The sequence below is a fragment of the Corynebacterium uropygiale genome, assembly GCF_021568315.1.
Lineage (GTDB): Bacteria > Actinomycetota > Actinomycetes > Mycobacteriales > Mycobacteriaceae > Corynebacterium > Corynebacterium uropygiale.
Genome location: NZ_JAKGSI010000002.1, coordinates 375631 through 391254 on the forward strand (window position 1 = coordinate 375631; position 15624 = coordinate 391254).

A 15624-nucleotide genomic window follows, 5' to 3' on the forward strand; every position below is an offset into this window, starting at 1 on the left:
GGGATGTCCCCGCCGGCGCCGTCGGCGTGTCAGGCCTGATACGTAGCAGGTAGAAAGGTTTTCTCTTGTGGCAGATTATGACCAGTTAAATGATGATATTCGCTATCTCGGCGCCGTTTTAGGTGACATTATCCGTGAGCAGGAGGGCACGGAGACCTTCGATCGGGTCGAAAACGCCCGCAGTCTCGCCTTCGATATCGCTCGCGGGAACAAGGACATGTCGGCGCTCGTCGACATGTTCCGCGACATCGATCCCCGCAAGGCCAACCCGGTCATCCGCGCTTTTTGCACCTTCGCCCTCATGACGAACCTCGTCGAGGACCTCCACGACGAAGGCTCGCGCATCGCCCACCTCGACGCGGGACTGCCCGCCCCGGATTCCACGCTCGACGCCACCTGGCGCAAGCTCATCGACTCCAAGGTCACTGCCGAGCAGGTGCGCGACGTGCTGCCGCGCATGGAGGTCGCCCCGGTCCTCACCGCGCACCCGACGGAGACCCGCCGCCGGACCGTCTTTGACGCGCAGAAGCACATCACGGAGCTCATGGTGCAGCGCCACCAGCTCCTCGAAGGGCCGGACACCGCCCGGACGCAGAGCCGGCTCGCCGCGATCGACCGGGATATCCGCCGTCGCATGACGATCCTCTGGCAGACCGCGCTCATCCGCGTCGCGCGCCCGCGCATTGAGGATGAAATCGAAGTGGGGCTTCGCTACTACAAGCTCTCCCTTCTCCACGAGATCCCGGCCCTCAACGCCCACGTCTCCCAGCAGCTGCGGGAGATGTACGGGCAGTCCCTGCCGGATCGCGCGGTGCTGCGGCCGGGCTCGTGGATCGGCGGCGATCACGACGGCAACCCCTATGTCTCCGCCGAGACGCTGCGCTATGCCGTGAACCGAGCCGCCCACACGGTGCTCAAGTACTACGAGCAGGAGCTCACCGCGCTGGAGCATGAGCTCAGCATCTCGGATCGGATCAGCGAGGTGACCGTCGACCTCGTGAGCCTCGCCACGCGCGGGCACAACGATGTCCCGAGCCGCGTCGACGAGCCCTACCGGCGCGCCGTCCACGGCATGCGGGGCCGGATGCGGAATACGATGGCGACCCTCCTCGGCTCCGACCTGGTGGAGGGAACCTGGCACGAGGAGCACGAGCCCTATACCAGCCCGGAGGAGTTCGCCGCGGACCTTCACACGATTGATGCGTCGCTGCGGCTCTCGCACGATGACATCATCGCCGAGGACCGCCTCGCGCAGCTGCGGGCCGCGGTGTCGAGCTTCGGCTTCCACCTCTATTCCATGGACCTGCGGCAGAACTCCGAGAGCTATGAGGATGCTCTCCAGGAGCTCTTCGCCGTGGCGCATGTCTGCCCGGACTACCGCGAGCTGGGGGAGGAGGAGAAGATTGAGCTTCTCCTCTCCGAGCTGCGCAGCCCGCGGCCGCTTGTGCCCCAGGGCTACACGGGCTACAGCGAACCAGTCCAGCGGGAGATTGAGATCTTCCGGGAGGCGGCGCGCGCCGTCGAGCGCTTCGGCCAGCGCATGATCCCGCACTGCATCATCTCCATGGCGGAGTCGGTGAGCGACATCCTCGAGCCGATGGTGCTGCTCAAGGAAGCCGGACTCATCACCGCGGACGGCGACCACCCGCGCGGCGGCGTCGATGTCATCCCGCTCTTCGAGACGATCGCCGATCTCCAGGGCGGCGCGGACATCCTCCGCCAGCTGTGGGACCTGCCGCTGTACCGCAACTACCTGGACCAATGCGGGGATGTCCAGGAGGTCATGCTCGGCTACTCCGATTCCAACAAGGACGGCGGGTACTTCGCCGCCAACTGGGCGCTCTATGACGGCGAGGTGTCCATCGTGGAGGCCTGCCGCGAGTACGGCATCAAGCTGCGCCTCTTCCACGGCCGCGGCGGCGTCGTCGGTCGTGGCGGCGGCCCCTCCTATGAGGCGATCCTCGCCCAGCCGGAGGGCGCCGTGGATGGCTCGGTCCGTATCACCGAGCAGGGCGAAATCATCTCCGCCAAGTATGGCTCCCGGGAGACGGCGCGTCGGAACCTCGAGGCCCTCGTCTCCGCGACGCTGGAGGCCAGCCTCCTCGAGGTCGAGCAGCTCGACAACGCCGAGCGCGCCCAGACCATCATGGCCGAGATCGCGGAGCTCAGCCAGGAGAAGTACGCGGCGCTCGCCCACGAGGACCCCGGCTTCATCCCGTACTTCACGCAGTCGACCCCGCTGCAGGAGATCGGCTCGCTGAATATCGGCTCCCGCCCCTCCTCCCGCAAGCAGACCCGCAGCATCGAGGACCTCCGCGCCATCCCGTGGGTGCTCAGCTGGTCGCAGTCGCGCGTCATGCTGCCCGGCTGGTACGGCGTGGGCACCGCGCTGCGGCAGTGGGTCGACGACGGCAACCCGGAGGAACGCCTCGCCGAGCTCCGCGAGCTCTTCGAGGTGTGGCCCTTCTTCCGCTCGGTCCTGTCGAACATGGCCCAGGTCATGGCGAAGGCGGAGCTCAGCATCGCGCGGCTCTACGCGGAGCTCATCGATGACCGCGAGGTGGCCGAGCGCATCCACACCCAGCTGCTCGAGGAGTTCGCGCTGACCAAGGAGATGCTCTCCAGCATCACCGGGCACGAGGAGCTCCTGGCGGATAACCCGGAGCTCGCCCGATCCGTGCGCTCTCGCTACCCGTACCTCCTCCCGCTCAACGTCATCCAGGTGGAGATGATGCGGCGCTACCGTGCCGGCGATGAGTCCCCGAAGGTCTCCCTGGGCATCCAGCTGACGATGAACGGCCTGGCCACTGCGCTGCGGAACTCCGGTTAGGCCTCCGGCTCGAGTACCGCGCTCGCCCTCCTCGGCACTCACGGGGGAGGGCGGCGTGGGTCGCCCCCCTCGGGTGCGGCTCGTGTACACTAACCGGAGAACCAACGCGATCGTGAAAAGGACAACCCCTTGATTCTTGCTCTGCAAATCATCCTGGTCCTGGCTGCCGTCATCATGACGGTGTTCGTGCTCCTCCACAAGGGGAAGGGCGGCGGCCTGTCCAGCCTCTTCGGCGGAGGGGTGCAGTCGAACCTCTCTGGTTCCACCGTGGTGGAGAAGAACCTCAACCGCTACACCGTGCTCATGGCGCTCATCTGGGTGGCCTGCATCGTGGCGCTGAACCTTCTCCAGGCCTACGGCCACTAGAGAACACCGAGATTCCTGCGACACGGCGCGGGGTGGATGTGGATCCGCCCCGCGCCGTCGCGCTGCCTTCTGAGCCTTATTTCTTGTCGCGGTAGTGCCTGCTGGGCTTCCGAGAGTTCTGGATGGCCCGCAGGATGGTGAGCACCACGAGCACCGCGATGACCCCGCCGAGCACCCACACCCAGGTCGGAGTGGGCCGGGCGTCGTGAAGCTCATCCGCGCAGTGGCGAAGCGCATCCTCGTACTCACGCTGGGCGGCGTTGTACTCCTCGCGGTGAGCCTGGAATTGGCTGAGCCGCGCGCGGTCGAGTGCCGTGCCCTTGTCCGCCATCTCTGTCAGTTTGGCCTCGGCTTCGGTGGAGGGGTCCTCGGGGAGGGCGTCGGCGGCGGCGCGGGCCTCATCCTCGGTGTAGGAGGAGCGATTGGCCTCTTGCTGCGCGGCGCTCGTGTCCTCGGAGCCCTCGCCATTGCGCAGGTCCAGGAGCATGCCGAAGGTGTCATTCTGGCCGAGGGCATTGAGCCGATCCTGGATATCCCCCGCCGGGGTGCCCGGAGTCCAGGAGCGGATGGCATCGCCGAGCCCAGGATCGGCCGCATTGATCTCATCAATACGGGCTTCTGCGGTCCACGTGTTGAGGTCCTTCCAGAAGCGCGAGAGAGCGGAGTCCGCGTGGGGATCGACGACGCAACGATCCGCCTGGACATCCGGGCGCACCGCGTAGGCCTGCGCGGGGAGTGAGGTACAGAGCGTGAGCCCGCAGAGTGCGCCACCCACGGCCAGGCGGAGGGTGTGGCGGGAGCGCTTAGGCATGATCGCCACCTCCCGCGGCATCCTCCGCGAGGAAGAGGAGTGTTTCCACTCGACCCTGGGCGCCGGCCGCCGGCCAGGTGAGGGGATCGCCGCCGCGAAGAACCTGCGCCGCCGCCTCGGCCTTCTCCTCACCGGAGACGAGCAGCCACACGCGGTCGGCCTGCTTCACGGCTTCCATGGTGAGGGTGACGCGCTCGGCCGGAGGCTTGGGGGAGTCCGTGACCGGCAGGACAAGCTCGTGCTCCTCGGTGAGCGCCGCCGAGTGGGGGAAGAGCGAGTTGATGTGGCCCTCCCCGCCCATGCCCAGCAGGTGGACGTCGAACCCCAGGGGGGCGAAAAGCTCGAGGTCACGGCGGTATTTCTCGACGGCCACCCCCATATCGCCGCCGGTGAGCCCGTAGCCGTGCACGGCCTCCTCGGGCAGGCCCCACTCATCGAGGAGTGCGGAGCGGGCCTGGCCCTCGTTGGACTCGGGATCGTCGACGGGGACGTTGCGCTCGTCGCCGAAGAAGAGGTGGATCCGTTGGGGATCGATGCGGTCGATCTCGGAGCGCAGGTCGCGCAGGAGCCCGATCCCAGCGCCGCCGCCCGTGAGCACGATGCGCGCGATCCCATCGCCGTGGGCGCCGCCCTCCTCGGAGGATTGGATCTCGACGATGAGGTCCGCGAGCCTGCGCGCGGCGGTGGCGGTGAGCTCGGCGCGATCGCGGACGGGAACGCGGGTGACGTCGTGGCGGGGCATCGTTTCTCCTTGGGGCAGGGCGGAATGCGAGGACAGGCAAGTGACGCGGTCGAGGCCTTCGAGCGCCGCGGTGTAGGCGCGGTCGGGGTCGAGGTGGCGCAGCTCCTCCGCGAGGCAGTCCGCGATGGAGCGCCGCGAGAGCGCGACGAGGGAATCCGGGAACCCGGGGACGCATACCTTGATCGTGTGCTTATCGACGACGACCAGCTCGACATTCCCACTCTCGCGCTCGAGCACGAGGCGGCTAATCATGAAGGCACCGGGGGTGACGCAGTGGGCATCGTCGCGAATGACCTCGACGCCGAGGCGGGCGGCGAGCCACCCGGCGGCGATGTCGACGCTCGGGTGCGTGGCGGGCCCGTAGATGCGGACGCGGTGGATGGGCTCGTGCGGACGGATCTCGAGGGCGGAAGCCACGAGCCCGCGCCAGGCGGTGATCCGGGCCCACATCATGTCCGTGTCGCCGGGTTCATAGTAAGCGCGGCGCGCGGGCAGCGGGGAGGGTGCGTTCTCCGGGTGCTTGGGGGAATCCGTGATGCGGCGCTGGGCGATGCGCCCGATGGGATGCTCGGCGGGGATGCGGGGCGCTTGCTCCGGCCACCAGGCCACAATCGGCGTGTCGGGGAGGAGCAGCGGGGTGACGACGGCCTCGGGGTGCTCGGCGATCCGCCCGTGCAGGTGCATGATGACGATTTCTGAGGCGCCGGCGTCGCCACCGATGCGCAGCTGGGCGTCGATGCGCGCGCCGTCGGTGTCTTTCTCCGTCACGAGCACGAGCACACGGGCAGGGTGCTCCTGGGAGGCGTCGGTGACGGCGCCAACGATGCGGTTGAGGTCATCGCTGGCCTCGGCGACGACGATGAGCGTGAGCACCCGGCCCGTCGTCTGGGCGGAGGTCTCCCGCATGGTGACGAGCCCCTCGGCGATGGACCTCGTCGTCGTATCCGGCAGATCAATAATCATGAGTACCTTTCCGCGGTGAACTGAGGGCTAGGGCCTAGGGACGACGCCATGTGCGGCCGTGGCGGGCGACCATCCGGTCGGCGGACTCGGGGCCCCAGGTGCCGGCGGCGTAGTCGTCGGGGCGGCCGGATTCTGCCCAGTAGCGCAAGATGGGGTCGAGGATCGCCCAGCTGAGCTCCACCTCCTCGTTGGTGGGGAAGAGGCTGGACTCGTCGAGAAGGGCGTCGAGGATGAGGCGCTCGTAGGCCTCCGGGGACTGCTCGGTGAAGGCCTCCGCGTAGGAGAAGTCCATGTTGACGTCGCGGACCTCCATCGCAGAGCCTGGCACCTTGGAGCCGAAGCGCATGAGGACGCCCTCGTCCGGCTGGACGCGGATGACCACGGCGTTATTGCCGAGCGCCGCCGTGCCCGTGTTCCCAAAGGGCTGGTGCGGGGCCTCCTTAAAGACGAGGGCGATCTCCGTCACCCGGCGGCCCAGCCGCTTGCCCGTGCGCAGGTAGAAGGGCACCCCTGCCCAGCGGCGGGAGGCGATCTCCAGGGTGCAGGCGGCGAAGGTCTCGGTGGTGGACTCGGGATCAAAGCCCTCCTCGTCCCGCAGCCCGCACACCTTCTGCGAGCCCTGCCAGCCCTCGGTGTACTGGCCGCGGGCGGTCGTCAGCTCGAAGGGTTCGACGGCGCGGGTGGCGCGCAGCACCTTGATCTTCTCTGCCTGGAGCTCGGCGGGGGAGAAGCTGATGGGCTCCTCCATCGCGACGAGGGCCAGGAGCTGGAGCAGGTGATTCTGGATGACGTCCCGGGCGGCGCCAATGCCGTCGTAGTAGCCGGCCCGGCCGCCCAGCCCGATGTCCTCTGCCATCGTGATCTGGACGTGGTCGATGTAGTTGGCGTTCCACAGTGGCTCGAAGAGCTGGTTGGCAAAGCGCAGCGCGAGGATATTCTGCACCGTCTCCTTGCCCAGGTAGTGGTCGATGCGGTACACCGACTCCTCCGGGAAGACGGAGTTCACCACGCGGTTGAGCTTGCGGGCGCTCTTCTGGTCGCTGCCGAAAGGCTTCTCGATGATGACGCGGCGCCAGGATCCCGCCTCCGCATGCGCGAGGCCGGAGCGCTCCAGCTGGTGGCAGACGTCGGCGAAGAATCCCGGCGGGATGGAGAGGTAGAAGGCCCAGTTCCCCGCGGTGCCGCGGGTGGCGTCCATCTGGGAGACGGTCTCGGCGAGGCGATCAAAGGCCTCGTCATCGTCGAAGTTGCCGGAGACAAAGAACAGACCGTCGGCGAAGCGCTTCCACACGGACTCGCGGAAGGTCGTCCGGGCGCGCTCCTTCACCGCGGAGAGGACGTAGTCGCGGAAATCCTCCGCCGACCAGTCCCGGCGCCCATAGCCAATGAGGCTGAAGCCCGGCGGGAGCAGGCCGCGATTCGCAAGGTCATAGAAGGCGGGGAGGAGCTTCTTGCGGGCGAGGTCCCCGGTCACGCCGAAGAGCACCATGCCCGAGGGGCCAGCAATGCGGGGTAAACGTTTGTCCTGCGGATCGCGGAGCGGATTTACCCACCGCTCCTCAGCTGCTGAATCAATCAAGAAAAGCACCTTCGTTGCTGAACGTATAAACATGTGGCCACGCGGGGTCGTTCACTGAGAATACCGAAAGCGCGGAGCGGGGAAGAAGTCGGTGTGACTTTTCCCGCTCCGCGCGAGGCTCTGTGACAGGGCGTTTAGAGGCGCTCAGCCATGGAAGTGAGGAGCTCGGACCAGGCGGTCACGAACTTATCCACCCCTTCCTTCTCCAGGACGGCGAAGACATCCTCGGTGTCCACGCCGACGTTCAGCAGGTCGGCAAAGAGCTGCTCATCCTCCTGCTCATGCCCGGTGAGGGTCTCGCCGTGGAGGCCGCCCTCGCGGAGAACCGCGTCGATGGTGGCCTCGGGCATAGTGTTGACGGTGTCCGGGCCCGCCAGCTCCGTGACGTAGAGGCCGGCGGGGTAGTCCGGGTTCTTCACACCCGTCGAGGCCCACAGCGGGCGCTGAACGTTGGCACCCTCGGGGAGCTCGCCCTCGCCGAAGGCCTCGCGGAACACGGCGTAGGCGCGGCGTGCGTTGGCCACGCCGGCCCGGCCCCGCAGGGCGAGGGCCTCGGGTGTTCCGATCTCCTCGAGGCGGCGGTCCACCTCCGTGTCGAGCCGGGAGACGAAGAACGATGCGACGGAGTGGATGGTGGAGACGTCGAGCCCCGCCTCCGCGGCGCGGCGGATGCCCTCCTTGTAGGCGGCGATGACCGCACGGTAGCGAGCCACCGAGAAGATGAGGGTGACGTTGACGCTGATGCCCTCAGCCAGCGCATCCGTGATAGCTGGGAGGGACTCCTCCGTGGCCGGGATCTTGATCATGACGTTGGGCCGATCGACCTTGCGCCACAGCTCCCGGGCCTGGGTGAGGGTGGCCTCGCGGTGCTCGGAGAGTCGCGGATCCACCTCGATGCTCACCCGGCCGTCGCGTCCCTCGGTGGAGTCGTAGAGCTCGCGGAACGTGTCGCAGGCCTGGCGGACGTCCTCCACGGACATGGCGTAGACGGCCTCGTCGACCTTCGTGCCCGCCTTCTTGAGCTCCTCAATCTGCTCGTCATAGGCGGTGCCGGCGCTCATCGCGGCGGCGAAGATCGCCGGGTTCGTTGTCACGCCGACGACGCCCTTCTCCCGGATCACCTCCTCGAGGTTCCCCGTGGCGATGCGCTCCCGGGACAGATCGTCCAGCCACGTGGACGTGCCGAGTGCCGCCAGTTGATCGATGGCATGGCTCATGATTACTTCCCTTCCAGGGCCTCGTGGGCCGCGGCGATGACGGCATCGGTGGTGATGCCGAATTCACGGAACAACGTCTGGTAGTCGGCGGAGGCGCCGAAGTGCTCGATCGACACCGGCTTGCCGTGGGTACCCAGCCAGCGGTACCACGGCGTCGCGAGGCCAGCCTCCACGGAGACGCGGGCGCTCACCTCGGGCGGGAGGACCTCATCGATGTACTCCTGGTCCTGCTCCTCGAACCAATCGAGGCAGGGGACGGACACAACTCGCGTCCCGACGCCGTTCTTCTCCATCTCCGCTGCTGCCTCGACGGCCAGCTGTACCTCAGAGCCGGAGGCCATGATGATGAGCTCGGGCGTCTCCGTGGAGGACTCGACGAGGACATAGGCGCCGCGGGCCACCCCGGCGTCCGCCTTCTCTTTGGTCCCTTCGAGGACGGGGACGTTCTGGCGGGTGAGCGCCAGGCCCTTCGGGCCCTCCTTGTAGAGCAGGGCGTGCTTCCACGCGGCGGCGGTCTCGTTGGCGTCCGCGGGGCGGAGCATGGAGAGGTTCGGGATCGCGCGCAGGGCGGTGAGCTGCTCGATCGGCTGGTGAGTCGGGCCATCCTCGCCGAGTCCGATGGAGTCGTGGGTCCACACGTAGTAGGCGTCGGTGCCCTGGAGGGCGGCGAGACGCACCGCCGGGCGCATGTACTCCGAGAAGATGAGGAAGGTGCCACCGTACGGGCGGGTGCCCCCGTGGAGGGCGATGCCGTTCATGATGGCGCCCATAGCGTGCTCACGGATACCGAAGTGCAGGTTGCGGCCATAGGGGTCAGCGCGCCAGGTATCGGTGGAGATGCTGGCCGGGCCGAAGGAGGTCTCTCCCTTAATCACGGTGTTGTTGGAGCCGGCGAGGTCAGCCGAGCCACCCCAGAGCTCGGGCAGCTTCGCGGCAAGCGCCTGGAGCACGGCCTCGGAAGCCTTCCGGGTTGCCACGCCCTTGGGGTCCGGGTCCCAGCTCGGCAGCTCGTCCGCGAAGTCGGCGGGAAGCTCGCGGGCCTCGAGGCGGCGGTGCAACTCGGCGCGCTGCGGGTTGCGCGCGGCCCAGTCGTCGTACTTCTTTTGCCACTCGGCGTGGGCCTCGGCGCCGCGCTCCTGGAGCTTGCGGGTGTGCGCGAGGACCTCCTCGGAGACCTCAAAGGTCTTCTGCGGGTCGAAGCCGAGGACCTCCTTGATGGCGGCGACCTCCTCCTCGCCGAGCGCCGCGCCGTGGGAGGCGCCGGTGTTCATGAGGTTCGGGGCGGGGTAGGCGATGACGGTGCGCATGCGGATGAAGGTCGGGCGCTCGGTGTCGGCCTTGGCCTCGGCGATCGCGGCCTCGATGGCCTCGATGTTCTCGCCGCCGTCGATTTCGATGGTCTGCCAGCCATAGGCGCGGTAGCGCGCGACGACGTCCTCGGTGAACGCGATCTGGGTGTTGTCCTCGATGGAGATGCGGTTATCGTCCCAGAAGACGATGAGGTTGCCCAGCTGCTGCGTGCCGGCCAGGGAGGAGGCTTCCGCGGTCACGCCCTCCTCGATGTCTCCATCCGAGGCGATGACGTAGATGTAGTGGTCAAAGGGGGATTCGCCGGCGGGGGCGGAGGGATCGAAGAGGCCGCGCTCCCGACGAGCGGCCATGGCCATGCCGACGGCGGACGCCAGACCCTGGCCGAGGGGGCCCGTCGTGATCTCGACGCCCTTGGTGTGGCGGTACTCGGGGTGGCCCGGGGTGAGCGAGCCCCACGTGCGGAGCTTCTGAATGTCCTCGAGCTCCAGGCCGAAACCGCCGAGGAAGAGCTGAATGTACTGGGTGAGCGAGGAGTGCCCACAGGAGAGAATGAAGCGATCGCGGCCCGCCCAGTTGGTGTCCTGCGGATCGTGGACGAGCGCCCGCTGGTAGAGGGTGTAGGCAAGAGGCGCGAGGCTCATCGCCGTGCCGGGGTGGCCGGAGCCGCACTTCTGGACGGCGTCAGCAGCCAGGACTCGAACGGTGTCGACAGCGCGGGTGTCGAGGTCTGTCCATCCCTCGGGGTAGCTGGCTTGGGTCAGGGCCTCAAGTTCAGGTGCCAACGTCACAGCGTCTTACCTCACTTCATTGTTGATCTATGACTTCATGCGGAGACAGCACGGAGTGTTCCGCAGTTATACCGTCTCCTACTGTAGTGTTTTTCACGCCTTCTGAGGGAAAGCTCCGGGTGGGCGGGAGCGGAGCCCGCGCAGGGAAGGGGGCGGGTGGTTGTTGACGCGTCGGCTCAGTGGACTAGCATAGTGGGGCCATGGTTTTCATCCTGGACCCTCTCTACCGTCGGGTCTCCGGGATCACCCATGGCTGACCTGTAGAGACGCTCGAGTACCGCACCATTTGTTGTTGGAGGACACCACCCTTGGAGACCATCAAGGCTTATATAGCGCTGACCAAGCCGAGGGTTATCGAACTTCTCCTGGTGGCCACCATCCCCGCGATGCTGCAGGCAGAGCGTGGGGAAAATAACATCGTGAGAATCCTCCTCACTCTCGTGGGAGGTTGGATGGGTGCGGCCGCCGCGAACACCTTCAACATGGTCGCGGACTCGGACATTGACCAGAAGATGGGGCGCACCCGCGCGAGGCCGCTCGTGCGCAAGAAGGTCTCGACGAAGCAGGCCGCCATCTTCGCCTGGGTGCTCACCATTCTCAGCTTCCTGTGGCTCTGGCTCCTCTGCGGCTCGTTGACGGCGGCGATCTTCGTCATGATCACCATCGTCTTTTACATCTTCGTCTACACGAAGTGGCTCAAGCGGCGCACCGCGATGAACATCGTGTGGGGTGGGGCAGCAGGCTGCATGCCCGTCCTCGTGGGCTGGGCCGTCATCGTCGATAACCTCCCCGAGGGAGCTCCCGCCCAGTGGTGGCAGGCCGTGGTGATGTTCCTCATCATCTTCTTCTGGACCCCGCCGCACACGTGGGCGCTGGCCATGAAGTACCGCGAGGACTATGAGCGCGCCGGCGTCCCCATGCTGCCGGTGGTGCGCACCCCGGCGGAGGTAACCCGGCAGATCGTCTGGTACACGGTGGGCACGGTCATCGTCACCCTTCTGCTTATTCCGGCAACCTCCTACATTTACGCGGTCGTGGCCCTGGCCGGCGGCCTGTGGTTCCTCATCATGGCGATCCACCTGCACCGGGGTGTCGTCGCCGGAGGAAACGTCAAGCCCCTCAAGCTGTTCATCCTGTCGAACAACTACCTGGCCCTCATCTTCCTGGCCCTGGCCTTGGACGCCGTGCTTGGTCTCCCGACCATCGGGGAAACCCTCGGCTTCAGCGTTCCGCTGCCCTAGGAGCCCTCGACGGCGGGGATGTCGAGCACCACGGAACCCGTCGTCGCGCGGGCCTGGAGATCCCGGTGCGCCTTCTCCGCCTCGGCGAGGGGGTAGGCGGCACCCACCCGAATCGACACGGTCCCCTCGGATACGAGCTGGGTGACGGCCTGGGCCCTCATGCGATACTCCCCGGGCTCGCTCGTCCAGCCGTCCATCGAGGGGCGGGTGAGGAAGAGGGAGCCGTGGCTATTGAGCACCTGGGGATCCACGGGCTCGACGGGCCCCGACGCCGCGCCGAACAGGCACACGATCCCCCGGCCGCGGACGGAGGCGAGGGACTGCTCGAAGGTGTCCCGGCCCACCCCGTCGTAGGCAATATCCACCCCGACGCCTTCGGTGGCGTCACGGACCTCGTCGGCAAGGTGGGGCGAATAGCGCAGAACCTCGGCGGCCCCGGCCTCGCGGGCGAGCGCCTCCTTCTCATCCGTCGAGACGACGGAGATGACCCGCGCCCCCTTCGCTGCGGCCATCTGGGTGAGGATGAGCCCGACGCCCCCGGCCCCCGCGGTGAGCAGGCAGGTGTCTCCCTCCTGGAGATCCTTCACCCCATAGCAGAGATAATGCGCCGTGATGCCCTGGAGCAGCATGGAGGCGGCAACGTGGAGGTCGATCCCTTCCGGCACGGCGACGAGGAGATCGCGGGGCACGGAGGCGTACTGGGCATAGGAGCCGAGCGGGCCGCTCCAGGCGACAAGAGTGCCCTCCGCAATCTCTCCCCGCGGATCGTGGGCAACGCGGCCGACGCCCTCCTTGCCAGGCACGAAGGGAAGGGTGGTCGGGTAGATGCCTTCGCGGAAGTAGGTGTCGATATAGTTGATCCCCGCCACGAGGACCTCAACGAGAACGTCGTTCTCAGAGGGCTCGGGAACGGGGATGTCAGTGTAGTGGAGGACGTCGGGTCCGCCGGTCTGTGTGATCTGGATAGCCTTCATGGCTCCCAGGCTAGCGAAGTCGCTCACCCTCCGGGGAACCTGTGACCGTCGCCAGGCCGCCGACGCGGCGGAATCCCGCAGCGTAGAGGAAGCCGGCTACCGCCACAACCACCGAGCTCATGAGGATGTGGAAGGGGACCGTCCAGCGCGGCACACCCAGGCGGAACTGCATGATGCCAATCGCCCCCTGAATGAGGATGCAGAGGATGAGGCAGATGCCGAAGGTACGGGCCTCCGAGGTGGCCTTCTTCATGAAGAGGATGGCCACGAGGATGATCGTCAGCGCCAGGTAGGTGTACATGCAGTAGGCGTGAATGTGGGCCATGAGGCTGATGTCGACGTCGAGGCGCCCCTCGAGACCGATGGTGTCATCACCGGAGTGGACGCCCGCGCCCGTCACCATCGTGCCGGTCACCAGGACCACCGAGAGCGCAATCGCCGAGATCACCGTGAACCAGCGCACGATAGACGGATAGGTGCGTTCGGGAATGCCGTCGTCGAGCTGGGTGATCCTGAGATAGAGGATCGCGGCGACCCAGACCAGCACCATCGAGGGGAGGAAGTGCAAAGCCACGGCCCACCACGCAAGGTTGAGCCACACGGAGATACCACCGATGATCGCCTGGACCACGACGCCAGCGAGGGAAATCCAGCCCAGGATCATGAGTTCGTCACGACGGCGCGCCCGCCACAGGGCAACGATGAGCGCCACCGCCGCCGCGGCGAGGACGAAGGTGAGGAGTCGGTTGCCGAACTCGATAAGCTGGTGAATCCACGGGGTGGCACCGGCCTGAGGAACGAGGGAACCGGGGTGGCACTCGGGCCAGGTGGGGCAACCCAAGCCAGAGGAGGTCACACGCACCGTTGCACCGGTGCCCGTGATCCCACCCTGGCAGAGGAGGAGGATGAGAGCGAGACGACGCTGAGTCGTCAGCGTCGGAGCCGGGCGCTTCTTCTTTTTCGTATCCGAGCCAGCAGTACTCGGATTACGCTCGGCTCGATCATCGGAGGAAGTCGAGGTAGTCACGGGTTCCACCCTAGTCGGCACCTACGGGGAAGTCAGATCACCGCCGAGCGTGCCGTGCATGGTCCGGGTCACTTTCCTTCGCTGCTGAAGCTAAACCACCGCTGCGCTGCAGAAATGCCGAGGATCGCCCAGATGAGGAGGATACAGAGCTGCCAGCCGGGGATGCCGCCTGCCAGCGCCACGTCGAGCCCGCTGGCCAGCGCGACGGAGGGGATGAGGTTCCACCATCCGGCGTCGGTCAAACCGACGTTGACGAGGACAAATCCTGCAGCGCCGAGAAGGAGGACCCACAGCAAGTTGGCCAGTCCGAGGACGAGCTCCGAGCTCAGCGTCCCGCCCATGAGCAGCCCGAGGGAGGTCATGGTGGCCACGCCAAGAACGAGGACGGGGATCGCGAGCAGGAGGCCGGATCCCGCCGGGTGCCAGCCGAGAAGCAGCGCGACGATGCTGAGGATGATGACCTGCAAGAGAGCCATCGCGATGACCGCGGTGATCTTTCCGAGGATGATGACCCAGGAGGGCACCCCCGAGGCGCCCGTGCGTTTGAGCGCGCCGTAGCGGCGATCGAAGGCGACGGAGATCGCCGGGCCGGTGAGGCCGGAACTCGTGATGGCCACCGCGAGGATCATGGGGACGAGGCGATCGAGGGGATGAGGGTCATTAATGAGCGGCAGGTGCGCCATGACCAGAAGGAGGCCCAGCGGGATGACGAGGCTGAGCAGCTGCTGCTCCCCGTGACGGATGAAGAGCTTCGTCTCGATCGTGCCCTGGGCCAGGATCATCCGGCCAAGAGGGGCGCGCTGGGGTGCTGGGCGGAAGGTTCCTGCGTCGAAATGCGTCGTGTCCATTACTTCCTCATCTCTCGGCCGGTGAGCTCGAGGAAGACATCCTCGAGGTTCCGGCTTCCCGTCGTGAGCTCCCTCAGCACGATGTGGTGGCGGGCCAGATACGTCGTGAGGAGAACGAGGAGCTCCGGATGAATGCGGCCATCCAGGTGATAGGTGAGCGGCCGCGAAGCACTGAGTGTTACCTCATAGCCGCCACGGGCCAGGTCCTGCTCGCAGTCGGGAAGGTCTACGGCGGTGTCGGTCACGAACGTCATCCGAGAGACACCGTTGCTGCGCTGGGAGGTGAGCTCGGCGGGGGTTCCTTCCGCGACGATCCGCCCGCGATCGATGATGACCACGCGATCCGCCAGCGCCTCCGCCTCATCCATGAGGTGCGTGGTGACGATGACGGTCACCCCGTCGGCGCGCAGCTGCCCAATGAGCTTCCAGACGAGGAGACGGGACTGGGCGTCCATGCCGGCGGTCGGCTCGTCGAGAAAGACGAGCTCCGGCCGGCCGATGAGCGCGAGCGCGAGGGACAGCCGCTGCTGCTGGCCACCGGAGAGCCGGCGCCACGTCGTGCGGCGCTGCTTCGTGAGGCCGACGACGTCGAGGAGCCAGGCGGGATCGTGCGGATACGCGTGATAGGAGGCGGCAAGCCGCAGCATCTCTTCGACGCGGATGCCCGAGTAGGAGCCCCCACCCTGCAGCATGATGCCGATCCGCGAGCGGAGGCGGTCCGGTTCATCGCCGGGGCTGATCCCGAGCACCCGGATCTCACCGGCGCTCGGGGAGCTAAAGCCCTCGCACATCTCGATGGTGGTCGTCTTACCGGCGCCGTTGGGGCCGAGAAGCGCCATGACCTCGCCCCGGCCGACCTGGAGGTCAAGGCCGTTGACGACGGTCGTATCGCCAAACTTCTTGTACACCCCGCGAAGCTCAAGCGCC

General features: G+C 66.9%; 12 protein-coding genes and 1 pseudogene. 3 read left to right on the forward strand and 10 right to left on the reverse strand.

What is annotated here, in order from left to right; genetic code table 11:
- Positions 1-67: 67 nt before the first annotated feature.
- Both ppc and secG read left to right on the forward strand, forming a co-directional pair.
- Positions 68-2830, forward strand: a complete 2763-nt coding sequence (ppc, locus tag L1O03_RS05270; protein WP_236118380.1) for a phosphoenolpyruvate carboxylase — start codon at positions 68-70, stop codon at positions 2828-2830.
- 129 nt (positions 2831-2959) lie between these two features.
- Entirely contained in the window at positions 2960-3196 is a 237-nt protein-coding gene (gene secG / locus L1O03_RS05275) for a preprotein translocase subunit SecG (protein ID WP_236118381.1), read from the forward strand.
- A 76-nt stretch (positions 3197-3272) separates the two neighbouring features.
- On the opposite strand, the gene L1O03_RS05280 is transcribed toward secG, so the two are convergent.
- The 6 genes and pseudogenes from L1O03_RS05280 to tkt all read right to left on the reverse strand — a co-directional run bounded on the left by L1O03_RS05280 (position 3273) and on the right by tkt (position 10607).
- A complete protein-coding gene (locus L1O03_RS05280; protein WP_236118382.1) occupies positions 3273-4007 on the reverse strand; it encodes a hypothetical protein in 735 nt (244 codons plus the stop codon).
- Positions 4000-4749 (reverse strand): 6-phosphogluconolactonase, encoded by a 750-nt coding sequence (gene pgl / locus L1O03_RS05285; protein WP_236118521.1) that lies wholly within the window; start codon positions 4747-4749, stop codon positions 4000-4002. Before pgl ends, L1O03_RS05280 begins: the two co-directional genes overlap by 8 nt.
- Positions 4750-4788: 39 nt before the next feature.
- Positions 4789-5712 (reverse strand): annotated as a pseudogene (locus L1O03_RS05290) (glucose-6-phosphate dehydrogenase assembly protein OpcA); the annotation flags it as partial.
- Positions 5713-5746: 34 nt separating this feature from the next.
- Positions 5747-7291: a glucose-6-phosphate dehydrogenase gene (gene zwf, locus L1O03_RS05295; RefSeq protein WP_236118383.1), complete on the reverse strand. Its 1545-nt coding sequence runs from the start codon at positions 7289-7291 to the stop codon at positions 5747-5749.
- Positions 7292-7425: 134 nt separating this feature from the next.
- Positions 7426-8508 (reverse strand): transaldolase, encoded by a 1083-nt coding sequence (gene tal / locus L1O03_RS05300; protein WP_236118384.1) that lies wholly within the window; start codon positions 8506-8508, stop codon positions 7426-7428.
- Between the two features lie 2 nt (positions 8509-8510).
- Positions 8511-10607 (reverse strand): transketolase, encoded by a 2097-nt coding sequence (gene tkt / locus L1O03_RS05305; protein WP_236118385.1) that lies wholly within the window; start codon positions 10605-10607, stop codon positions 8511-8513.
- Between the two features lie 308 nt (positions 10608-10915).
- On the opposite strand from tkt, the gene L1O03_RS05310 reads away from it, so the two are divergent.
- Positions 10916-11848, forward strand: coding sequence for a heme o synthase (locus tag L1O03_RS05310; RefSeq protein ID WP_236118386.1), 933 nt, complete (start codon positions 10916-10918; stop codon positions 11846-11848).
- On the opposite strand, the gene L1O03_RS05315 is transcribed toward L1O03_RS05310, so the two are convergent.
- From L1O03_RS05315 to L1O03_RS05330, 4 genes are all read right to left on the reverse strand, one after another.
- The gene (locus L1O03_RS05315; protein WP_236118387.1) at positions 11845-12822 is read right to left on the reverse strand and encodes a quinone oxidoreductase family protein; all 978 of its coding nucleotides are present in this window, start codon (positions 12820-12822) and stop codon (positions 11845-11847) included. The two genes, L1O03_RS05310 and L1O03_RS05315, sit on opposite strands and share 4 nt — an antisense overlap.
- A 10-nt stretch (positions 12823-12832) precedes the next feature.
- The gene (locus L1O03_RS05320) at positions 12833-13756 is read right to left on the reverse strand and encodes a COX15/CtaA family protein (protein ID WP_236118522.1); all 924 of its coding nucleotides are present in this window, start codon (positions 13754-13756) and stop codon (positions 12833-12835) included.
- A gap of 161 nt (positions 13757-13917) precedes the next feature.
- Positions 13918-14697 carry an ABC transporter permease gene (locus L1O03_RS05325; RefSeq protein WP_236118388.1) on the reverse strand — a complete coding sequence of 260 codons (780 nt, stop codon included), beginning with the start codon at positions 14695-14697 and terminating at the stop codon, positions 13918-13920.
- The gene (locus tag L1O03_RS05330; protein ID WP_420830303.1) at positions 14697-15605 is read right to left on the reverse strand and encodes an ABC transporter ATP-binding protein; all 909 of its coding nucleotides are present in this window, start codon (positions 15603-15605) and stop codon (positions 14697-14699) included. Before L1O03_RS05330 ends, L1O03_RS05325 begins: the two co-directional genes overlap by 1 nt.
- Between the last annotated feature and the right edge of the window lie 19 nt (positions 15606-15624).

What these genes read in the sequence shown, in the direction of transcription:
- tal (WP_236118384.1), bottom strand. Translation starts at nt 8,508, where the DNA reads ATGAGCCATGCCATCGATCAACTGGCGGCACTCGGCACGTCCACGTGG.
- L1O03_RS05325 (WP_236118388.1), bottom strand. Translation starts at nt 14,697, where the DNA reads ATGGACACGACGCATTTCGACGCAGGAACCTTCCGCCCAGCACCCCAG.
- L1O03_RS05315 (WP_236118387.1), bottom strand. Translation starts at nt 12,822, where the DNA reads ATGAAGGCTATCCAGATCACACAGACCGGCGGACCCGACGTCCTCCAC.
- pgl (WP_236118521.1), bottom strand. Translation starts at nt 4,749, where the DNA reads ATGCCCCGCCACGACGTCACCCGCGTTCCCGTCCGCGATCGCGCCGAG.
- L1O03_RS05280 (WP_236118382.1), bottom strand. Translation starts at nt 4,007, where the DNA reads ATGCCTAAGCGCTCCCGCCACACCCTCCGCCTGGCCGTGGGTGGCGCA.